This is a genomic window from Martinezella sp. CNPSo 3732 (assembly GCF_057784515.1).
Genome location: NZ_JBXSOO010000017.1, coordinates 128,663 through 148,582 on the forward strand (window position 1 = coordinate 128,663; position 19,920 = coordinate 148,582).

Here is a 19,920-nt window from a genome sequence, read left to right on the forward strand (position 1 = left end):
TGGATAGGATCATGGTCCCAGAGAAAGGATCAGGATTATGGGTCACGGATTGGAAGGCAAGAAGGTGGTCATCACGGCGGCGGGGCAAGGCATCGGCCGCGCGTCGGCGGAGCGCTTCATCTCGCTCGGTGCGCATGTCTACGCCACCGACATCAACGAGCAGACGCTCTCGACGCTGGACGGTGCCACCAAGCATGTGCTGAATGTGCTCGACGGTGCAGCCGTCAATGCCTATGCAGAGGAACTTGGCCCGATCGACGTACTGTTCAACTGCGCCGGTTTCGTGCATGCCGGCACGATCCTCGACTGCGAGGAAAAGGACTGGGATTTCTCCTTCAACCTCAATGCCAAGGCGATGTACACGACCTGCCGCGCTTTCCTGCCCGGGATGCTGGAAAAGGGCAAGGGCTCGATCGTCAACATGTCCTCCGTTGCTTCCAGCGTGAAGGGCGTGCCGAACCGTTTCGCCTATTGCGCCTCCAAGGCTGCCGTGATCGGCCTTACCAAGTCGATCGCTGCCGATTTCGTTGCCAAAGGCATCCGCGCCAATGCGATTTGCCCCGGCACGGTCGACAGCCCTTCGCTGCATGAGCGGCTGAAGGCAACCGGCGACTATGAGAAGGCGATGAAGGACTTTATTGCCCGCCAGCCGATGGGCCGCATCGCGACCTCCGAAGAGATCGCCGCGCTGGTGACCTATCTCGCCGGCGATGAGGCGGGCTTCACGACCGGCCAGATCCACGTCATCGACGGCGGCTGGACAGGCTAAGGCTGCATTTGAAGGTCGGAAGCCCTGTATTGCGGGGCTTCCTTTTATTTGCCACTCTCGTCGGCGAATCGGTTTGTAACGGCGATTTGCGATCAGGAGAATGGCATGGATGCGAACGGATTTTTGCATCGTTCCAAGGGGCTCATGCTGTGGCGCAAGCATCATGTCATCCTGATTTCCGTGCTTGCCGGTATTGCCGTCTTCCTGCTTCTGACATCACGTGATCTCAATGCCGGCAATCTGCTGATCGCCTGGGATGCGACCGCGGTCGTCTTCATAATATACAGCCTCTATCGAATGCTGACGGCCGACCCGCAGCGCATCCGCAAGCGCTCCGCCGATCTCGATTTCTCGGATGGCTTTCTGCTGTTTCTGTCGATTGCGGCGGCGCTCGCGAGTGTCGGCGGCATTGCCCTTGATCTGCTTGGCGTCAAGGACGCCTCACCCCAAGTCGCCTTCTATCGTGTGATGATGGCGATCGTGACGATCCTGATATCCTGGACCTTCCTGCACACGCTCTTCACCATCCACTATGCGCACCGGTTCTATAGCATTCCTGGCAAGGGGCAGGGGCTGAAATTCGCCGAGCCGGTGGAGGAGCCGATCTATTGGGATTTTCTGTATTTCTCCTTCACGATCGGCGTGGCGGCTCAGACTGCCGATATCGGCATTTCCACCGTCTCGATGCGTAAGCTGGCGCTTCTGCACGCGATCCTCTCGTTCCTGTTCAACACGACAATTCTGGCGCTCGCCATAAATGTCGGGGCGAGCCTGATCTAGGCCCGCCCCGATGCGCCGATGATCCCTGCCGTCAAACGACGGCGTTGCCGGCCATGACGGCGAGGATCAGGAATACCAGGAAGATGATCAGGAAGATGGCGAAGAGAACGCGCGCAATGGTTGCGGTTGCCGCGGACACGCCGGAAAAGCCGAAAAAGCCGCTGATCAAAGAAATCACAAAGAAAATGAGAGCCCATTTCAGCATTTAGCAGTCTCCTCTGCGTTGTACTTCTTAAAGACGCGGGAGGAGGGTGATTTGTTCCGAGGACGGTTTGGTTTTGGCGGTGGTTGGGGAATTGTGGAGAGTGCGACACCCCCCTCTGTCCCTATCGGGACAGAGGGGGGTGCGGCGTCACACAGGCACGGGAACGTTTGTTTTACAGAAACCCCACATCACCCGTGATTGATCATCACATGCCGCACGGCGGTGTAGTCTTCGATCGCGTAGACCGACATATCCTTGCCGTAGCCGGATTGCTTGAGGCCGCCATGGGGCATTTCGTTGACCAGCATGAAGTGGGTGTTGATCCAGGTGCAGCCATATTGCAGGCGGGCAGCGGTCTGCATGCCGCGGCTGATGTCCTTTGTCCACACCGAGGAGGCGAGGCCGTAGTCGCTGTCATTGGCCCAGGTGACGGCGTCGTCGGCATTGGTGAAACGCGTTACGGAGACCACAGGCCCGAAGACTTCGCGGCGGACGATCTCGTCATCCTGCGTAGCGCCGGCAACGACGGTCGGTGCGTAGAAGAAGCCGCGTTCGCCGGAAATCTTGCCGCCTGTCGTGATCTCCATGTGCTTGTGCTCGGCGGCGCGGGTGACGAAGCTTTCGACGCGATCGCGCTGGCGCTTGGATATCAGCGGGCCGATCTCGTTTTCCGTGTCGTCGGCGAGGTTGAACTTGATGCTAGAGACGGCAGACGTCAGGTCGGCGACGAAGTTGTCATAGACTTTTGCGTCGGCATAGATGCGGCAGGCGGCGGTGCAATCCTGGCCGGCATTGTAGTAGCCGAAGGTGCGGATGCCTGACACGACGGCGTCGATATCGGCGTCGTCGAAGACGATGACGGGGGCCTTGCCGCCGAGTTCGAGATGCGTGCGCTTGACCGTCTTAGCGGCGGCGGCCAGTACCTTCTTGCCGGTTGCGACGTCGCCGGTGATGGAGACCATGCCGATCTTCGGGTGGTTGATCAGCGCATTGCCGACGCTCTCGCCGCGGCCGAGAATGACGTTGACGACGCCTTCCGGCAGCACATCCGCCAGCAGCTTGGCCATCTTCAGCGCCGTCAGTGGCGTCTGCTCGGAGGGTTTGAAGACGACGGTGTTGCCCCCGGCAATGGCCGGTGCCAGCTTCCAGGCCATCATCATCAGCGGATAGTTCCACGGCGCGATGGAGCCGACGATGCCGATCGGATCGCGGCGGATCATCGAGGTGTGACCGGGCAGATATTCGCCGGCGACCGGGCCGTGGAGGTTGCGCACCGCGCCGGCAAAGAAGCGATAGCAGTCGACGATCGCCGGGATTTCGTCATTGAGCACGGCGTTGATCGGCTTGCCGCAGTTCAGCGCTTCGAGTGCAGCGAAACCTTCGGCATCGCGCTCGATGGCATCGGCGATCTTGAGGAGATAGGCCGAACGCTGGCTTGGCGTCGTCTGCGACCAGCTCATAAAGGCTTTTTCTGCGGCGTCGACAGCGGCGTCGATCTGCCCGAGCGAGGCCTCGGGCAAGTTGAGCACCGTCTCGCCTGTCTTCGGGTTGAGGACGCGTTCTTCTGTTTCCGTGCCGGCTTCGAAGCGGGAGCCGATCAGCATCTGGGTATCCATTATTCTCTCCCTTTCATTTGCCGCCGCCGGCGATCTGGTCGCCGTCGCGGGTAAGATAATAGGCTGCCAAGATCGGCAGGAAGGTGACAAGCACGACGACCATGGCGACGACGTTGGTCACGGGTCGCTGGCGCGGGCGAATGAGTTCCTCCAGCATCCAGATCGGCAGCGTCATCTGCTGGCCGCCGGTAAAGGTGGTGACGATGACTTCATCGAAGGACAGCGCGAAGGCGAGCATGCCGCCGGCGAGCAGCGCCGTGCCGATGTTCGGCAGGACAACATGGCGGAAGGTCTGGAAGCCATCGGCGCCAAGATCCATCGATGCCTCGATCAGCGAGCCGGAGGTGCGGCGGAAGCGGGCGACGGCATTGTTATAAACAACGACGACGCAGAAGGTGGCATGGCCGAGAACGATCGTCCAGACCGAGAAGGGGATATCGAACAGGCTGAAGGCGGAGCGGAGCGCAATGCCGGTAATGATGCCGGGAAGCGCGATCGGCAGGATGACCAGCAGCGAGATCGCTTCGCGGCCGAAGAACTTCGTCTGGCTGACGGCGGCGGCGCAAAGCGTACCGAGGATCAAGGCGATCGCGGTTGCGATGGTCGCGACCTGCACCGAGAGTGCCAGGGCCGACCAGACATCCGGCCTGTTCCAGGCGATGCCGAACCATTGCAGGGTCAGCCCCGGCGGCGGCCATTGATAGCTCTTTTCCTCCGTCGTGAAGGCATAGACGAAGATCAGGAGGATCGGCAGATGCAGGAAGAGCAGGCCACCAGCCGCTGCGATTTTCAAGGGAAGGGAAGCGCGTTGGCCGCGATCAGAGCGCATCGAAAGCTCCCTGTTTCTTGGCGATCCAGAGATAGATGGCCATGATGACGATCGGCACGACCGAGAAGGCGGCGGCCAGCGGCACGTTGCCGGCGGTTCCCTGTTGCGTGTAAACGGCTTGGCCGATGAAGAGGCGCGAGGAGCCGATGATCTGCGGGATGATGTAATCGCCCAGAGTCAGCGAGAAGGTGAAGATGGAGCCGGCGACGACGCCAGGCAATGCCAGGGGCAACAGTACCGTGCGGAAGGTCTGGTTCGGCGTCGCGCCGAGATCGGACGAGGCTTCAAGCAGGTTCGCTGGTACGCGCTCGAGGGCTGCCTGCGTCGGCAGGATCATATAGGGCAACCAGATATAGACGAAGACGAGGAAGGTGCCGATATAGCTGACCGAGAGCGAGTTGCCGCCGATGATAGGCAGGGCAAGCACGCCGTCGAGCAGCCAGCCGAGATGCAGCTTGGCGAAGGTCCAGGTGAGGATGCCTTCCTTGGCGAGGATCAGCTTCCAGGCATAGACCTTGACCAGATAGCTCGACCAGAGCGGCAGCATGACGCCGAGATAGAACAGCGCCTTCCATTTGCCCTGCGCATAGCGGGCCGCATAATAGGCGATGGGGAAGGCGACAAAGGCAGAGGCGATGGTGACGAGAGCGGCCATGACGACCGTGCGTACGATGATGTCGAAATTGGCTGTATTCAGCAGCTGCGCATAGGTCGAGAGGGTGAATTCGTAATTCACCATTCCCGAGAAGTCGTCGATCGAGAAGAAGCTCTGCAGCAGCAGCGCGATCAGCGAGCCGATATAGATGATGCCGAGCCAGAGCAGCGGCGGCGTCAGCATCAGGAAGAGGAATAGTTTCGGGCGGCGCCAGAAGAGATCCGAGAGGCGGCCGAAGACGCCGCCGCGGCGCGGTAGGATCGAGGCCGGCGCTTGCTTCGCCGAGGTGGGAAAGGCTGCGGCGTTCATGCGGCGTCATCCATGTAGTGGACATCCGCCGGCAACCATGCGAGGCGGACGGAAGCGCCGGTATCCGGGGCCGATTGGCCGGCCGGCACGGTCACATGCAGGCGGGCGCCATTCGTCTCGACCGAGAGGCGGGTAGCGGCACCGAGAAAGCTCGTCGCTTTCACGGTCGCCGCCACGCCGCTCTTCTCAGTCAACCGGATGGCTTCGGGGCGCAGGCTTGCCCAGCGCTGCTCGCCGCCGAGCGACGACATCACTTCGGGAGCAATGACGTTGGAAGAGCCGACGAAATTCGCGACGAAGCGGGTCTTCGGCCGCTGATAGATGTCGTGCGGCGTGCCCTGCTGTACGATGCGGCCGTCGTTGAAGACGGCGACGCGATCGGCCATGGACAGGGCCTCGCCCTGATCGTGGGTGACGAAGACGAAGGTGATGCCGAGCGCCCGCTGCAGGCTCTTCAGTTCCTCCTGCATCTGCTCGCGCAGCTTCAGGTCGAGAGCGCCGAGTGGTTCGTCGAGCAGCAGCACCTTCGGCTTGTTGACCAGAGCGCGGGCGAGCGCCACGCGCTGGCGCTGGCCGCCGGAGAGCTGGCCGGGACGGCGCGTGCCATAACCCGGGAGTTTCACCAGTTCCAGCGCCTGTTCGGCGGCGCGCAGCCGCTCGGCCTTGCCGACACCCTTGACCATCAGCCCATAGGCGACGTTGTCGAGGATATTGAGATGGGGAAACAGAGCGTAGTCCTGGAAGACCGTGTTGACATTGCGCCGGTATGGCGGCACGCCTTCAGCGGTTTCGCCGAAGATCTCGATATGACCGCCCGTTGGCTGCTCGAAGCCGGCAATCAGTCTGAGGCAGGTGGTCTTGCCGGAGCCGGAAGGGCCGAGCATGGCGAAGAATTCGCCGGGTGCGATCTCCAGATCGACGCGGTCCACAGCGCGGACCTGGCCAAAATAACGCGACACCTGCTGGAAACGAACGGCGTTCATGGGTTTCTCCAGGGAAGGGTTGTTTTTCCTTCTCCCTTGGGGAGAGGGTGGCCCAAAGGGTCGGATGAGGGGGCGACATGAGCTGTCCTTCGCGTGTTGCTCAGGACATTCGTCACCTCGTTCCTCATCCCCCTCATCTGTCTTGTCAGGCATCTTCTCCCCGCTGGGGAGAAGAGGGATTTCACCGTCCGCCGATCACGCCGATATAGTCGGAGACCCAGCGATGATAGGGCACGCATTCGCTCTGCGTGCTGCATTTCGCGACGGGCGTCTTCCAGAACTTGATCTTGTCGAAGTGATCGTAGCCGTTGGTGGCGCAGCCGCTGTCGGTCAGCAGCTCATTGCCCTTGCAGGCTGCCGGAACCGAGGGCACGGCGCCGAACCAGGCGGCCGCATCGCCTTGAACCTTGGCCTGGAGCGAGTGCTCCATCCACATATAGGCGCAGTTCGGATGCTCGCTGTCGGCATGCAGCATGGTGGTGTCGGCCCAGCCGGTCGTTCCCTCATCCGGGAATGTGGAGGCGATCTTCTGCTTGTCGGCTTGCAGCAGGTTCACCTGGAACGGCCAGGAGCCGGAGGCCACGACGCCTTCGTTCTTGAAGTCGTCGGTCTGGATCATCGCGTCATGCCAATAGCGGCTGACGAGCTTGCGCTGGCCGCGCAGCAGCTCCAGAGCGGCCTTGTATTGGTCTTCATTGAGCTCGTAAGGATCTTTGATGCCGAGTTCGGGCTTGTGGGCCATGAGATAGAGAGCGGCATCGGCAATATAGATCGGGCCGTCATAGGCCTGCACGCGGCCCTTGTTGGACTTGCCGTCAGGCAGGGTCGTTTCTTCGAAGACGATGTTCCAGCTCTTCGGCGCCTGGCCCTTGAAGGCATCCGTATTATACATCAGCACATTGGGGCCCCAGAGATAGGGAACGCCGTAGTGGACGCCGTTTACCGTGTGCCAGGGTGCATTCTTCAGGCGGTCGTCGAGGTTTTTCCAGCTCGGGATCAGATCGGTGTTGATCGGCTGGACACGCTTGCCGGCAACGAGGCGCAGCGATGCGTCACCAGAGGCTGTCACGAGGTCGAAGCCGCCTTCGTTCATCAGCGCGACCATTTCGTCCGATGTTGCTGCAGTCTTGACGCTGACCTTGCAGCCGGTTTCCTTCTCGAAGCCTGTAACCCAATCGTAATTCTTGTCGCTTTCACCGCGCTCGATATAGCCGGCCCATGCGACAATACTGACGGCGCCTTCGCCCTTGCCGAGCGTCTTCAGCGGCTCGGCGGCAATGATTTGTGTGGCGAAACTGAAGGATGCGAGTGCGGCCGCGCATGATTTCAGCAAATGCTTCATCGGACTCTCCCGGTTTTTAAGCCTTGATGGCGTGGAGCCAGTGACTGGCTTCTTGTTCCCGAAAGAAAAAGTGACGCGATTTTGCCGCATTCGCAAATTCATTTATCAGAAAGGCGATATCGGAAATTCCGATTCCTAACTGTGCATGGGTGAGAGATCGAAAACCTCCGGCCGCAGCTTTCCAGCCCGCATGAGGTGCTGCAGCGTGTAGGAAATGGAAAGGGCATCATCGAGCGCGTCATGGCCCTTAAGCGGCGGATGCTGCACGCCATAGTAATGGGAAAGCTCGTTGCTTGGCGTCTTCGCCAGATCCTCGATAGGCATTCCCGCCGCAAGCAGCAGCTTGACGGCATTGTCGAAACGATGCGCGGGGATCAGGGGCCGAATACCGGCGACATAGCAGCTGATTGCCATCATGTTCAGCTCGTCCTTGCCCCAGGACCAGAGACGGGCACCATCCGAGAAACGATCCAGACCGGCAATGGCGTCCTGCAGGGCCATTCCTTCCGCCTCGATGTTCTCTTCGGTCACACCCGTCAATGCGGTGAAGAACGGATCGAGCGCATATTGTTCGCCAAACCGATCGACCGGACGAACATAGGCCTTGTAGCTGTCCAGGATCGCGAAATCGCCGTCGAGACTGAGCTTGACGGCTCCAACTTGCGCGACGACCGGATCGGGATCATGGGCGGCACACCAGGACCGGCGTTGCGACCCTTCGAGGCAAAGGAACTCACAGTCGAATATGATTGCGGTCTTCATACCTGGCTCTCCATTCGCAGCGATCTTCGATTGTATTCCGTTCGGCCGGGTCGGAAGAACACTGCCTGTTACCGCTGCCGGCCCGAGCGCATGCTTTCTGCGACGCCGACGAAATCGCGAGCTGCTTGCGGCAGGCTGGAGCCCTTGCGCCAGACCATGCCGACCTGAACCACCGGCAACGAACCGGAGACGTCGCGGCTTTCGATGCGATCGCCTTCCAGTGACCAGGGACGATAGACGAGATCCGGCAGTAGTGCGACACCGGCGCCGGTCGCGACGAGGCTGCGCACCGCCTCGACCGAGCGGGTGCGGAAGGCGACATGCGGGCGGGCACCGAGCGCGGTCAAAAGCTTGCCGGTGTTTTCCTCGATTTCGTCGATGGTCAGCATGATCAGCGGCTCGCGGGTGATGTCCGCGACACTGATGATATCGGCCGAAACGAGAGGGTGACCCATCGGCAGCCAGAGGCGGTAGGGCGAGGTCTCCAGAATCTCGGCCTGCAGAGCCATGCGGTCTCGCAAATTGGAAATGACCATGACGGCGACGTCGAGCTCGCCACCAACCAGAAGATGTTCCAGATAACCGCCATTATCCTCGATGGCGCTGACCTCGACACCGGGACAGGCACGGCGATAGCGCGCCAGAAGATCTGACAGAACATAGCCGGCGACGAGCGATGTGACGCCGATATTCAGCGTGCCGCCGGCCTCGTTCTGCTTGCCGGAAAAGCTGGTGCGGGCATCGGAAACGGTCGCGAGGATCTTCGTCGCATGGCGCAGGAACTGGTGGCCGTTATGGGTGATCGACAGGCCGCGCGGATGGCGCTCGAACAGCTCGACGCCAAGGTCGCTTTCCAGCTCCTTGAGGGCTTCGGTCACAGAGGATTGGGAGATGGACAGGTTCTGCGCGGCCCGCGTCACGGAGCCTTGTTCCGCCACGGCGACGAAGTATTGCAGCTGTCTCAGGGTGAAGGCCATGCTTCGGTTAGAGCATGTTCGCGCCAAGAAAGGCAAGTGCTCGTCATAGCTGTGAAAGTTTGGACCTTTTTTGGTAACGATATCGAAGACGATGCAAGTTTCGCCTCGGTTTTAAGTATTCCGAAACGCCAATTCCCTAACGTGAGGGTTGATCATTTTTGTCGGCTTGGAGTGGTCTATGCGGGAGCAGTTGGCGTGAGCGCCTTACTGCACATTTTCCGGGTACCCCGGAAACTTGTCGTCCTGATCGGCGGAGTGGCCCTTCTCGTGGGGTCTTCCGGCGTTTTTGCGCTTTATATTGGCAAGGACAAGCTGCTCGGTCTCGTATCTGCTTCCCCTGACGGGCTTCAGTGCACCGATGTCAATCTCATTACCATTCGCAAGGACAACCGCTTCTGGGTTCGAAAATATATTCGTACCGAGCCAACCGATGGGCTGACGCGGGTCAGGACTGCGCTCCGGGTTGCCAAGGCTGTCTATCAGGAACAGAAGCCGGATCTCGTTCAGGTTGTGGTTCTCGACCAGAACGGACCGACGTTGCGTTCCGACCTGCGCGGCCGAGCTCTTGGCGCCGATGTCGTCTATGTGGCCCATCCCGACCGACTGGTCGATGGCAGCTCCGAAGCACCGCTGACGGCCCGCTATTACGATGGCGGCGCCAGCAATGCAGGCCTGTTTTACGGCGAGCAGATTACCATGCTACCTCAGGATATCGATGCGGCGATCGCTGGATTGAAGGATCTGTCCGACTGTGGCAATGCGCTGGCAGCGGACAATGGCGGCGATGCCAAGAAGGACAAGATGAAGGCGGCGATCGCTGCGGAAGAGAAAACGGCCGCAAAACAGGCCGAGAGCCGCGATGCCAAGCCGCCGCTGCCGGAGCCGAAATCGACCGGCAACGTCCAGCCGCGCTATAATGAGAACGGCGAGTTCATCGGCGCCGATGCCCGTCCCAAAGATAAGAGCCCGTCACCGGGATTGGATCCGACTATGACGGGTGCAGCCGATCGCCGCTCGCCCGTCACCAACTGATCAAAACGGGATTTGCGCTATCGGGCGGAAAGGCAACAGCCTCATTCCGCCAGATGCTTCTCGCCGATAGCCTGGTAGAGCGCGAAAAGCGCCTCGTGGACTTCGCCGGCAAGACGGTAGAAATCGGAATTCGTCAGGATGGCGGGGTGCTGCAGCAGCTGGTCGTCGGTCATGTCGAGCATGATCGATACCGTGTGCATCGCCTCGTGGCAACCGAACGTTCCCGGCGCGTATTGCGAGAGATCGATATCGCCGATCTCAGCAAGATCGGCCAGCCGCTGATGCTCGCTATCGTCTGCGGCTGACATCTCTTTATCCGTCATAATACGCACCTTTGATGTTCGAAGGACCAGACTGGTCTCAATCGGCCTTGTTGCGACGGGCCGGGAAGAGGATGATGTCACGGATCGACGGCGAGTTGGTCAAAAGCATGATGAGGCGGTCCACGCCTATGCCGAGACCGCCCGCCGGCGGCATGCCCTGGTCGATCGCGTCGAGGAACTCCTCATCCAGCTGTTTTTCCTTTTCGCCGCGCGCATGCGCCTGCTCGAGCTGCTCGACCATGCGGGCGCGCTGCTCTTCCGGATCGTTGAGTTCCGAGAAGGCGTTGCCGAGTTCCCAGGCGTTGCAATAGGTCTCGAAACGTTCGACGAGGCGCGGCTCGCCCGGCACTTCCTTGGCGAAGGGCGAGATGTCCTTCGGGAAATGCGTGACGTGCGCCGGCTGGATCAGCGTGCCCTCGACCTTCTCCTCGAAGATGAAGGCAAGGCATTCGCCCCAGGTCGCGTCCTTCTCGACGGCAAAGCCGGCAGCCTTGGACGCGGCGCGGGCTTCTTCGTCGGTCTTGATCGCCAGGAAGTCGATACCGGTCGCTTCCTTGACGGCATCAGGCATTGGCACGCGTCGGAACGGGCCCTTGAAGGAGATCTGCTTGTCGCCGAAGGCGAATTCGGTGCTGCCGTGGATTGACATGGCGAGCGTCGAGAACAGACGCTCGACGAGGTCCATGATGTCCTCGTAGTCGGCATAGGCCCAGTAGCACTCCATCATGGTGAATTCGGGATTGTGTCGGGTGGAGACGCCTTCGTTGCGGAAGTTGCGGTTGATCTCGAAGACCTTGTCGGTGAGGCCGGAGACCAGCGTGCGCTTCAGGAACAGTTCCGGCGCAATGCGCAGGTACATATCGAGCTTCAGCGTGTTGTGATGAGTCTTGAACGGCTCGGCGGTGGCGCCGCCATAGACCGAATGCAGCATCGGCGTCTCGACTTCCATGAAGCCGTCATTTTCCATGAAGCGGCGGATGCCGGAGACGATGCGGCTGCGCTGCTGGAAGCGGAGCTTCGATTCCTCGTTGGTCATGATATCGAGGTGACGCTTGCGATAACGCAGCTCGATATCGGACAGGCCATGCCACTTTTCAGGCATCGGCAGCAACGACTTTGTCAGCATGGTGATCTGCTGGGCATTGATCGTCAATTCGCCGCGCTTGGTGCGGCGCACGACGCCGGTGACGCCGATGATGTCGCCGATATCGATCATCGGCAGCAATGCGCGAGCCTCTTCCGAGGTCACATCCTTGTGGCTGAAGATCTGGATCTTGGCCGAGGCGTCATGGATGTCCATGAACATGCCGGAGTTGCGCGAGGAATAGACACGGCCGGCAACGGTGACGACATCGCCTGTTTCGGTATCCGGCTCCAGGCCTTCGTATTTCGCAGCGAGCTCGGCATTGGTCATGGTCCGGTGGAAATGCGCCGGATAGACGTCGCCGATCTGTTCGCGCAGCAGCTTCAGCTTCTGGCGGCGAACTTCCGTTGCATCGGAGGAGAGGGCGGAGGCTTCGGTCTTGTCGTTCATGGTTTTAAAGTCCGGTTCAGTTCTTCGGGCCGACGAGGGTCGCAACGGTCTGCGCGGCCAGTTTCAGCCGCTGACGGACGACGGACCGGCCGAGGATTGCCATGCTATCGAAAAGCGGCAGGGAGCGCGAGGAGCCCGATACGGCGACGAAGAGCGGAGCGACGATGACCTTCAGCTTCTTGCCCATGCGGTCGGCGATGGCGCGCAGCTCGGCTTCGATCGTCTCGACATTCCATTCGAGGATCTTTTCGAGATCAGGCTGCACGGTGTTCAAGATTTCCAGCAGCTCTTCCGGCGTCGACTTGATCTTCGCGAAAGCAGAGGGATCAAGGTTGAGGTCGGACTTGAACAGGAAGCCGGCGAGGTCAGGCAGTTCACCAAGCTTGGTGATGCGCGACTGCGAAAGCTTCAGGCCTTCCTTCAGACGATCATTTTCCATCGCCCAGGTCAGTACCCGGTGCTGGAACTCTTCTTCCGACAGCTTCTCGCGGATCCAGCGGCCATTCAGCCAGTCGAGCTTCTGGATGTCGAAGATCGCGCCGGCTTTGGAGAGGTTTTCCGGATCGAACTTTGCGGCAAGCTCATCCATGCTCAAGAGCTCTTCGCCTTCGGCGATTTGGATGAAGAACAGGCCGAGGAAGTTCATCAGCGCTTCGGGGATATAGCCGAGGGCCGTGTAATAGGAGATCGAGGTCGGGTTCTTGCGCTTCGACAGTTTCGACTTGTCGGCATTGCGCATCAGCGACAGGTGCATGAACACCGGCGGCTCCCAGCCGAGATACTGGTAGATCAGGATGTGCTTCGGCACCGAGGCGAGCCACTCTTCGCCGCGCGCGACATGGGTGATCTTCATCAGATGGTCGTCGACGACGTTGGCCATGTGGTAGGTCGGCATGCCATCGGCCTTGAGCAGGACCTGCATGTCGACGGCATCCCACGGGATTTCCACGTCGCCGTAAACGCCGTCGTGGAACTTGCACGAGCCTTCGGTCGGGATCTTCATGCGCACGACATGCGGCTCGCCGGCAGCAACGCGTGAAGTGACTTCCTCAGCAGAAAGGTTCAGACAATGGCCGTCATACTTCGGCGGCAGGCCGGCGGCGCGCTGCGCCTCGCGCATCTTTTCCAGGCGCTCCGGCGTGCAGAAGCAGCGAAAGCCGTGACCGTTTGTGACGATCTGCTCGACATAGGGCTTGTAGAGGTCCTTGCGATCGCTCTGGCGATAGGGGCCGTAGGGGCCGCCGATATCGGGACCTTCGGACCATTTCAGGCCACACCATTTCAGCGCGTCGAGCACCTTCGTCTCGAATTCCGGGGTGGAGCGGGTCGCGTCGGTATCCTCAATGCGCAGGATGAACTCGCCGCCGTGTTTCTTGGCGAAGAGATAGTTGAACAGCGCAATGTAAGCGGTGCCGACATGCGGCTCGCCGGTGGGGGAGGGTGCGATGCGGACGCGAACGCCTGAAGTGGTCATCTTGTTTGCCCGTCATAAAAGGCCGGGCCGCGCTTTGGACAAGCGCCGTCCAGCCGAAAATGTCTATCTGGATCAGGAAACCGGCCGGAAAAGGGCGTCTTGCCGCTTCTATCAGCGTTTTCCGTATGGCTGGCCTTAGGCCATATTCAAGGGATGGCGTCAAGGGAAACTGCGCCGCGAGGGCAGGCAGAAGCACCGAGGACGCTTTGATGCATCGAAAAGAGCCGGCCTTTCAAATTCACGAAACGTCTTTACTCTTCGTAAGTGTTCCAGGAGAAAAGCCTTACGCTTGCCTAATTTGATTTGCAATTTTCGCGGCAGTGGCGAAATAGGTTTTCAATCGTTCATTCCGGGGATCCCATGAAGAAATTGATTCTGAGCTTGCTATTGTCGGCCTCGATGGTCGATGCCGCCGCTGCCCAGTCTACTATTACGCGCGATAATTCGGCGAAACTGATCGAATCCTACCGCGCTTATATCGGCAACGACGATCTCTATAATTCCAAGGGCGAGCGCCTGACGGCGCCATGGCAGATCATCCGTCAGGACCGCGCCAACTATCACGCCTATCGCCGCCGAGACCGTGGCGACCAGGGCGACAGTTTCTTCTCATTGCCCTCCAATCGCCAGAAGCTGGAAGCCATGCTGGCGAACGGCAATATCGCCGACGATGCCGGGAACTATATCGTTCGCGGCAACGTCTGGATCAAGGTCGACATTTATGGCCGCGGCGATATCGGCGAATGGGTTGACGTGCACGTCCAGGATTGATCGATGGGATGAAGCCGCACCTCATCATCGGTACGGCTTTTCCGATTAATGACTGCCTGAGGTCTTTTTCCGACGGTTCCGCGCCATCATGTTCAGCACTTCGACCAGAGCGGAGAAGGCCATGGCGGCGTAGATGTAGCCCTTGGGAACATGCACGCCCATGCCTTCGGCGATCAGCGTCGTGCCGATCATCAGCAGGAAGGCGAGCGCCAGCATGACGATGCTCGGGTTTTTCTCGATGAAGTTGGCGAGCGGGTTTGCCGCGACCAGCATGACCGTGACGGCGGCGATGACGGCGACGAACATGATCGCCAGGTGCGGCGTCATGCCGACGGCGGTGATGATGCTGTCGATCGAGAAGACCAGATCGAGCAGCAGGATCTGGCCGATCGCCGAGGCGAAGGTCGTGGTCGTCGATTTGGCAATGAAATCCTCGCCCTGCTCCTGCGGATCGACATTGTGATGGATCTCCTTCGTTGCTTTCCAGACGAGGAAGAGGCCGCCGCCTATGAGGATCATGTCCTTCCAGGAGAAGCCCTGGCCGAAGATTTCGAAGACCGGCTGGGTGAGCTGGACGATCCAGGCGACGGTTCCGAGCAGCGCAAGACGCATGATAAGGGCGAGACCGATACCGATCTTGCGGGCTCTGTCACGATGTTCCGGCGGCAGCTTGTTGGTCAGGATCGAGATGAAGATGAGGTTGTCGATGCCGAGGACCACTTCCATGACGACGAGCGTGACGAGTGCCACCCACGCCCCCGGGTCCTGTATCAGCTCCACAATATCCATTGACGATGCCCCCTTTGATCAGCATTCGCCGATGCTGACCCCCAGCCCGGCCTCTCCAGAATGGCCGTAATGTAAGGAGTGTCATGGTTCGTACAAGCAGCGCCGCCATTTTCATGGCGGCGGCATTGTTTCCGGGTCTTGTTCCCAAGCTTGGTTTCTAGGCTTTGAGGGGGATCCAGATTTCCGTCACGCCCATGCCAGTGCGTGGGTCGAAGCGGTCGTCATAGCGTTCCATCATGTCGGGGGTGCCGGCATGCTGTTGACCCGATTGCGGCAGCCAGTCTCCGAAGATCTGATGCACCGTCGCGGAAATGCCGGAGATGTGCCCGCGATGCGTGAAGATCGCGTAGCGCTGCTGCGGCAGTTTCGTCGTCACGAAACCTTCGGGCAGGCCGTCCGCGGCGGAAACTTCGGCTGCCGACATGTAACGGAAGCTTTCGCTACCTTCTTCCGCCTGGGTGCAGACGCCATAGGCGACATTGCCGATCTGGCCGGGAATATGGCCGAAATGCTGGTTGAATTTCTGCCAGAGCGAGGGGATGGCCTGTGTCGCCTCATATGCATAGGTTTCCGCAAGGCCGGCAAGCAGCATTGCGGGATGGGTCTCGAAGCGCGGTGCCTCGAGCTTGGGAAGGCGGGTGTCGTCCATTCTGATCGGCTCCTGTAGAGCGAGGTTGCGAACGTGCCCCTGCTTGCGCAGGCTTTCCGGCGTCATGCCGAATTGCTCGCGGAAGGCACGGGTGAAGGCCTCGTGCGAGCCGTAGCCGGCATCGAGGGCAACCTGGAGAATGGAGGAGGAGCCGTCGGTCAGTGCGAGAGCCGCTTCGCTGAGGCGGCGGCTCCGGATATAGCTGCTGATCGAGTGGCCCGTCGTCATGCCGAAGACGCGCGAGAGATGAAAGCGCGACAGCCCGGCCGTCTCGGCGATCTCGTCGAGCGAGATGTCGGATTTAAAATGGCTTTCGATAAACCATATCGCTCTGCCGATCGCGCTCATTTTCAACTCCCCTGGTTGCCGGGCCACTCATAGGCCTGTGGCGGTGGCGATGCTTGATCGCCATTGCGGAGTTGAATTACTACACGCTCGCGGACAGCAGGAGAGGCCTGATCATCCTAATCCCTGCGATCCGGACCGTAGCCTGCCAGGAAAACCCGCACGGCGCCGCGCACGACATAGTCGATCTCTTCCTTCGAGGGCGGCGCGTCCATGTCGCCGAAGAGCCGCAGCTTGAAATAGCCGCCGCTGGCCATTTCCAGGAAGTGGCGGGCAGCCATGTCGAAGTCGTCGATCTTGAGATGGCCTGCGGCAACCTGCCGCTCGAGGAAGCCGCGCAGCACCGTGCGCAGATTTTCCGGACCGGTGAAAAAGCGTTGACAGAGCGAGGGCATGCGTTCACGCACGCCGATGACCGTGCGCATGGCGCTGATGGTCTTATCCGAGGTGACGTGCGTGACGAAGACGATACCGAAATCATACAGCGAAGTCGTCACATCGGCTTCGTCTGAAAGGGCATTGCGCACAAGGTTGACGAAATAGGCGCGCTCGCTCTCCATCATGGCGGCGAACAGATCTTCCTTGTTGGCGAAATAGACGTAGAGAGTGCCCTTGGAAACGCCCGCCTCGCGGGTGACATCGTTCATGCTCGCCGCATCGAAGCCCATTTTCATAAAGACACGCTTGGCGCCTTCGAGAATCTGATGACGCTTGGCAGGGTCCTCGCCGGCTGCCCAGCGTCCACCGGAGCCCGGCGCAGGTGCGTTCAACACAGCGGCATTTTGCGATTCGTGTTTCATCGGCTCTTTCATTGTCTCCTTTACGCGATACTCGATCACTTTTTCCAAATCTTAAACAGATTCGCGAAATAAATCGAACCGCTCAGTTCGATATCTCTTGATATGGCGTGAGAAAGGCTCTATGTCAATTGAACCGAACCGTTCGGTTCGATTATTTTGCCAGATTTTCGGTGGTAGGGAAATGTCGTCAAGTCATGGAAACAATGTAGCGCGTATCGTGAACGAGCCCGCTGATGCAGAAGTGGAAGCCCGGGAAACCGGTGCGCCTGCCGAGGCTCCAGCGGCAGAAACGCGCAGCAACCCCGCCCCCGCCCAGGCTGCGCCCACTGCTCCGGCCCCTGCGGCCCCACCGCCGCCAGAGAAGAAGCGGCGCAGCCTGGCCCTCCCGATCATTCTCGTCATCGCTCTCGCAGCCGGCGGCTGGTACGGCTATGACTGGTGGACGAACGGCCGCTTCATGGTCTCCACCGACGATGCCTATATCGGCGGCGATATCGCCACGATATCGCCGAAGGTGACGGGCTATGTCGCCAAGGTAAACGTCGTGGCCAACCAGCAGGTCAAGGCCGGCGACGTGCTCGCAACACTCGACGACGGCGACTACAAGCTGGCGCTCGGCCAGGCTCAAGCCTCGCTCGATACCGAACAGCTTTCACTCCATACCATCGATGCACAGATCGCTGCCGGCCAGGCAGCCCTTGCCCAGTCGCAGGCGCAGAAGGTTGCCCTGGAAGCCACGGTCCGCGGCGCCCAGATCACCCAGACGCGCGCTGCCGAACTGCAGTCGAAGTCGGTCGGCACCACGGCCGCTTTGGACAGCGCCAATATCGCGCTTGATCAGGCAAAGGCCAATCTGGTCGGCGGCGACGCCGCCATTGCATCCGCGCAGGCCAATATCAACCTGCTGCAGGCCCAGCGCCGTCAGGCCGAGAGCACGATCAAGGGCCTCGAAGCCGCTCGCGACAAGGCTGCCCGCGATCTTTCCTTCACTGTGCTGAAGGCACCTTATGACGGTATCGTCGGCAATCGCTCGGTCCAGGAAGGCGATCTCGTCTCTCCCGGCCAGAAGCTGATGGCGATCGTACCGACCAAGCAGCTCTACATCGACGCGAATTTCAAGGAAACGCAGATCCAGCATCTGGTTCCTGGCTCCAAGGTCAATGTTCACGTCGATGCTTTCAGCGATCACCCGATCGTCGGCACCGTCGAGTCGATCTCGCCGGCTTCCGGCTCGGTCTTCTCGCTGCTGCCGCCGGAAAACGCGACGGGTAACTTCACCAAGATCATTCAGCGTGTGCCTGTCCGCATCGCATTGCCGCAGGATGCGCTCAATACCGGCCGTCTGCGCGCAGGCTTAAGCGTCGTTGTCGACGTCGATACGCGCACGGCGCCGGACAAGTAAACGATCGAGCTCGGGAGAGACGCGCCATGTCGTCCGCCAGCACTACAGCCGGGTCGCCCCCACGCGCGGCGGGCCCCGCCGCGCCTGCGGCTGATCATATCGACACGAGAAAGCTCATCGCCTTTCTGGCGATGGTGCTCGGCATGTTCATGTCGATCCTCGACATTCAGATCGTCTCGGCGTCGCTCAGCGAAATCCAGGCAGGCCTCAGCGCCGGCTCGGATGAAATCGGCTGGGTCCAGACGGCCTATTTGATCGCCGAAGTCATCATGATCCCGCTGTCTGGAACGCTGGCGCGCATTATTTCGACGCGCTACCTGTTTGCGATTTCAGCTGCCGGCTTTACAGCAGCGAGCGCGCTTGCCGCGACCGCCACCAACATCGATCAGATGATCATCTACCGCGCGCTGCAGGGCTTCATCGGCGGCGGCATGATCCCCTCGGTCTTCGCGGCGGCATTCACGATCTTCCCGCCGTCCAAGCGCAACGTCGTCTCACCGATCATCGGCCTGATCGCGACGCTGGCGCCGACCATCGGCCCGACCGTCGGCGGCTATCTGTCCAACGCCTTCTCCTGGCATTGGCTGTTTCTGGTGAACATTCCACCCGGTATCGTTGTTGCCATCGTCACCTGGAATTTCATTGATTTCGACAAGCCCGAGCTGTCGCTTTTCAAGAAGTTCGACTGGTGGGGCCTGATTTCGATGGGTGTTTTCCTCGGCGCGCTCGAATATGTGCTCGAGGAAGGCAATACGAACGACTGGTTCAACGACAATTACATCGTTGCCGGCGCCATCGCCTCCGCCATCGGCGCGGTGGTCTTCTTCTACCGCGCCTTTACGGTCGATTTTCCCGTCGTCGATCTCAGGGCCTTTACGAACAGGAATTTCTCCTTCGGGTCGATATTCTCGTTCGTCATGGGCATCGGTCTCTACGGCCTGACCTATATCTATCCGCTCTATCTCGCGCGCATTCGCGGCTACGATTCGCTGCAGATCGGCGAAACGATGTTCGTCTCCGGCCTCACCATGTTCTTCACGGCGCCGCTGGCCGGCTTCCTGTCGAGCAAGGTCGACCTGCGCATCCTGATGATCATCGGCTTCACCAGCTTCTCGGCCGGCACCTACATCATGATGCACCTGACGGTGGACTGGGATTTCTGGGAGTTGCTCATCCCGCAGATCCTGCGCGGTTTCGGTCTGATGCTCTGCATGGTCCCGATCAACAATATTGCGCTCGGAACCATGCCGCCCGCCCGCATGCGCGGCGCGTCCGGCCTGTTCAATCTGACGCGCAATCTCGGCGGTGCCGTCGGTCTCGCGATCATCAACACGCTTTTGACGAACAGGCAGGACCAGCATTATTTCAACCTGCGCGACCATGTTCATTGGGGCAGCCATGCCGCCGTTACCCAATTGAACAACATGGCCGCCAACTTCAATGCAGCGGGTCTGGACGGCGACCAGGCGGCCTTGAAGCAAATGGTCAACATGGCGACGCGGCAGGCGGTCGTCATGTCTTTCGGGGATATTTTCCTGATGCTGACCGTGCTGTTCCTCGCGATGATCATCAGG

The 19,920-nt window shown here is 60.1% G+C and carries 20 protein-coding genes; 6 read left to right on the forward strand and 14 right to left on the reverse strand.

Going from position 1 to position 19,920, the window contains the following annotated elements; all coding sequences use genetic code 11:
* The first annotated feature begins 37 nt into the window (after window positions 1-37).
* Together AC13RM_RS23870 and AC13RM_RS23875 are read left to right on the forward strand one after the other, a co-directional pair.
* Window positions 38-769 (forward strand): SDR family oxidoreductase, encoded by a 732-nt coding sequence (locus AC13RM_RS23870; RefSeq protein WP_374816501.1) that lies wholly within the window; start codon window positions 38-40, stop codon window positions 767-769.
* A gap of 105 nt (window positions 770-874) precedes the next feature.
* Complete coding sequence (locus AC13RM_RS23875; protein WP_113230845.1) at window positions 875-1,549, forward strand: DUF1345 domain-containing protein; 675 nt, start codon at window positions 875-877, stop codon at window positions 1,547-1,549.
* A gap of 31 nt (window positions 1,550-1,580) precedes the next feature.
* Here AC13RM_RS23875 and AC13RM_RS23880 read toward each other — a convergent pair whose 3' ends face one another.
* The 8 genes from AC13RM_RS23880 to AC13RM_RS23915 all read right to left on the reverse strand — a co-directional run bounded on the left by AC13RM_RS23880 (window position 1,581) and on the right by AC13RM_RS23915 (window position 9,227).
* Window positions 1,581-1,754 (reverse strand): DUF1328 domain-containing protein, encoded by a 174-nt coding sequence (locus tag AC13RM_RS23880; protein WP_015341190.1) that lies wholly within the window; start codon window positions 1,752-1,754, stop codon window positions 1,581-1,583.
* Between the two features lie 188 nt (window positions 1,755-1,942).
* On the reverse strand, window positions 1,943-3,370 hold the full coding sequence (locus AC13RM_RS23885) for a gamma-aminobutyraldehyde dehydrogenase (RefSeq protein WP_488555629.1): 1,428 nt from the start codon (window positions 3,368-3,370) through the stop codon (window positions 1,943-1,945).
* 13 nt (window positions 3,371-3,383) lie between these two features.
* The gene (locus tag AC13RM_RS23890; RefSeq protein WP_374816499.1) at window positions 3,384-4,199 is read right to left on the reverse strand and encodes an ABC transporter permease; all 816 of its coding nucleotides are present in this window, start codon (window positions 4,197-4,199) and stop codon (window positions 3,384-3,386) included.
* Window positions 4,189-5,163 carry an ABC transporter permease gene (locus tag AC13RM_RS23895; protein ID WP_488555630.1) on the reverse strand — a complete coding sequence of 325 codons (975 nt, stop codon included), beginning with the start codon at window positions 5,161-5,163 and terminating at the stop codon, window positions 4,189-4,191. The genes AC13RM_RS23890 and AC13RM_RS23895 overlap by 11 nt, the downstream gene beginning before the upstream one ends.
* Complete coding sequence (locus AC13RM_RS23900; protein ID WP_488555631.1) at window positions 5,160-6,146, reverse strand: ABC transporter ATP-binding protein; 987 nt, start codon at window positions 6,144-6,146, stop codon at window positions 5,160-5,162. The genes AC13RM_RS23895 and AC13RM_RS23900 overlap by 4 nt, the downstream gene beginning before the upstream one ends.
* A 181-nt stretch (window positions 6,147-6,327) precedes the next feature.
* Window positions 6,328-7,488: an ABC transporter substrate-binding protein gene (locus AC13RM_RS23905; protein WP_488555632.1), complete on the reverse strand. Its 1,161-nt coding sequence runs from the start codon at window positions 7,486-7,488 to the stop codon at window positions 6,328-6,330.
* A gap of 135 nt (window positions 7,489-7,623) precedes the next feature.
* Window positions 7,624-8,250: a 3'-5' exonuclease family protein gene (locus AC13RM_RS23910; protein WP_440478089.1), complete on the reverse strand. Its 627-nt coding sequence runs from the start codon at window positions 8,248-8,250 to the stop codon at window positions 7,624-7,626.
* A gap of 68 nt (window positions 8,251-8,318) precedes the next feature.
* Complete coding sequence (locus AC13RM_RS23915) at window positions 8,319-9,227, reverse strand: LysR family transcriptional regulator (RefSeq protein WP_113230838.1); 909 nt, start codon at window positions 9,225-9,227, stop codon at window positions 8,319-8,321.
* Between the two features lie 195 nt (window positions 9,228-9,422).
* Between AC13RM_RS23915 and AC13RM_RS23920 the strand changes: the two genes are divergently transcribed.
* A complete protein-coding gene (locus AC13RM_RS23920) occupies window positions 9,423-10,259 on the forward strand; it encodes a hypothetical protein (RefSeq protein WP_440478090.1) in 837 nt (278 codons plus the stop codon).
* A gap of 41 nt (window positions 10,260-10,300) precedes the next feature.
* Here AC13RM_RS23920 and AC13RM_RS23925 read toward each other — a convergent pair whose 3' ends face one another.
* Genes AC13RM_RS23925 through gltX form a run of 3 tightly spaced genes read right to left on the reverse strand, consistent with a single transcriptional unit; the run spans window position 10,301 to window position 13,590 of the window.
* Window positions 10,301-10,567 (reverse strand): hypothetical protein, encoded by a 267-nt coding sequence (locus tag AC13RM_RS23925; RefSeq protein ID WP_440478091.1) that lies wholly within the window; start codon window positions 10,565-10,567, stop codon window positions 10,301-10,303.
* A gap of 52 nt (window positions 10,568-10,619) precedes the next feature.
* A complete protein-coding gene (gene lysS / locus AC13RM_RS23930) occupies window positions 10,620-12,116 on the reverse strand; it encodes a lysine--tRNA ligase (RefSeq protein ID WP_440478092.1) in 1,497 nt (498 codons plus the stop codon).
* Window positions 12,117-12,132: 16 nt separating this feature from the next.
* Window positions 12,133-13,590 (reverse strand): glutamate--tRNA ligase, encoded by a 1,458-nt coding sequence (gene gltX / locus AC13RM_RS23935; protein ID WP_374816492.1) that lies wholly within the window; start codon window positions 13,588-13,590, stop codon window positions 12,133-12,135.
* 360 nt (window positions 13,591-13,950) lie between these two features.
* Between gltX and AC13RM_RS23940 the strand changes: the two genes are divergently transcribed.
* Window positions 13,951-14,361, forward strand: a complete 411-nt coding sequence (locus AC13RM_RS23940; RefSeq protein WP_095435867.1) for a hypothetical protein — start codon at window positions 13,951-13,953, stop codon at window positions 14,359-14,361.
* Window positions 14,362-14,406: 45 nt separating this feature from the next.
* Here the strand turns inward: AC13RM_RS23940 and AC13RM_RS23945 are convergent, their stop codons facing one another.
* The 3 genes from AC13RM_RS23945 to AC13RM_RS23955 form a co-directional block, all read right to left on the reverse strand.
* Complete coding sequence (locus AC13RM_RS23945; protein WP_488555633.1) at window positions 14,407-15,150, reverse strand: TerC family protein; 744 nt, start codon at window positions 15,148-15,150, stop codon at window positions 14,407-14,409.
* Window positions 15,151-15,307: 157 nt separating this feature from the next.
* Window positions 15,308-16,147 carry a GyrI-like domain-containing protein gene (locus tag AC13RM_RS23950; protein WP_440478094.1) on the reverse strand — a complete coding sequence of 280 codons (840 nt, stop codon included), beginning with the start codon at window positions 16,145-16,147 and terminating at the stop codon, window positions 15,308-15,310.
* 116 nt (window positions 16,148-16,263) lie between these two features.
* A complete protein-coding gene (locus AC13RM_RS23955) occupies window positions 16,264-16,944 on the reverse strand; it encodes a TetR/AcrR family transcriptional regulator (RefSeq protein WP_285176070.1) in 681 nt (226 codons plus the stop codon).
* A gap of 181 nt (window positions 16,945-17,125) precedes the next feature.
* On the opposite strand from AC13RM_RS23955, the gene AC13RM_RS23960 reads away from it, so the two are divergent.
* Together AC13RM_RS23960 and AC13RM_RS23965 are read left to right on the forward strand one after the other, a co-directional pair.
* Window positions 17,126-18,346 (forward strand): HlyD family secretion protein, encoded by a 1,221-nt coding sequence (locus tag AC13RM_RS23960; protein WP_113230830.1) that lies wholly within the window; start codon window positions 17,126-17,128, stop codon window positions 18,344-18,346.
* A gap of 26 nt (window positions 18,347-18,372) precedes the next feature.
* A partial coding sequence (locus AC13RM_RS23965) for a DHA2 family efflux MFS transporter permease subunit (RefSeq protein ID WP_488555634.1) occupies window positions 18,373-19,920 on the forward strand: 1,548 nt, incomplete at its 3' end.

Coding starts and splice junctions, on each gene's coding strand:
- AC13RM_RS23870 (WP_374816501.1), top strand. CDS start 38: ATGGGTCACGGATTGGAAGGCAAGAAGGTGGTCATCACGGCGGCGGGG.
- AC13RM_RS23875 (WP_113230845.1), top strand. CDS start 875: ATGGATGCGAACGGATTTTTGCATCGTTCCAAGGGGCTCATGCTGTGG.
- AC13RM_RS23880 (WP_015341190.1), bottom strand. CDS start 1,754: ATGCTGAAATGGGCTCTCATTTTCTTTGTGATTTCTTTGATCAGCGGC.
- AC13RM_RS23885 (WP_488555629.1), bottom strand. CDS start 3,370: ATGGATACCCAGATGCTGATCGGCTCCCGCTTCGAAGCCGGCACGGAA.
- AC13RM_RS23890 (WP_374816499.1), bottom strand. CDS start 4,199: ATGCGCTCTGATCGCGGCCAACGCGCTTCCCTTCCCTTGAAAATCGCA.
- AC13RM_RS23895 (WP_488555630.1), bottom strand. CDS start 5,163: ATGAACGCCGCAGCCTTTCCCACCTCGGCGAAGCAAGCGCCGGCCTCG.
- AC13RM_RS23900 (WP_488555631.1), bottom strand. CDS start 6,146: ATGAACGCCGTTCGTTTCCAGCAGGTGTCGCGTTATTTTGGCCAGGTC.
- AC13RM_RS23905 (WP_488555632.1), bottom strand. CDS start 7,488: ATGAAGCATTTGCTGAAATCATGCGCGGCCGCACTCGCATCCTTCAGT.
- AC13RM_RS23910 (WP_440478089.1), bottom strand. CDS start 8,250: ATGAAGACCGCAATCATATTCGACTGTGAGTTCCTTTGCCTCGAAGGG.
- AC13RM_RS23915 (WP_113230838.1), bottom strand. CDS start 9,227: ATGGCCTTCACCCTGAGACAGCTGCAATACTTCGTCGCCGTGGCGGAA.
- AC13RM_RS23925 (WP_440478091.1), bottom strand. CDS start 10,567: ATGTCAGCCGCAGACGATAGCGAGCATCAGCGGCTGGCCGATCTTGCT.
- lysS (WP_440478092.1), bottom strand. CDS start 12,116: ATGAACGACAAGACCGAAGCCTCCGCCCTCTCCTCCGATGCAACGGAA.
- gltX (WP_374816492.1), bottom strand. CDS start 13,590: ATGACCACTTCAGGCGTTCGCGTCCGCATCGCACCCTCCCCCACCGGC.
- AC13RM_RS23940 (WP_095435867.1), top strand. CDS start 13,951: ATGAAGAAATTGATTCTGAGCTTGCTATTGTCGGCCTCGATGGTCGAT.
- AC13RM_RS23945 (WP_488555633.1), bottom strand. CDS start 15,150: ATGGATATTGTGGAGCTGATACAGGACCCGGGGGCGTGGGTGGCACTC.
- AC13RM_RS23950 (WP_440478094.1), bottom strand. CDS start 16,147: ATGAGCGCGATCGGCAGAGCGATATGGTTTATCGAAAGCCATTTTAAA.
- AC13RM_RS23955 (WP_285176070.1), bottom strand. CDS start 16,944: ATGAAACACGAATCGCAAAATGCCGCTGTGTTGAACGCACCTGCGCCG.
- AC13RM_RS23960 (WP_113230830.1), top strand. CDS start 17,126: ATGTCGTCAAGTCATGGAAACAATGTAGCGCGTATCGTGAACGAGCCC.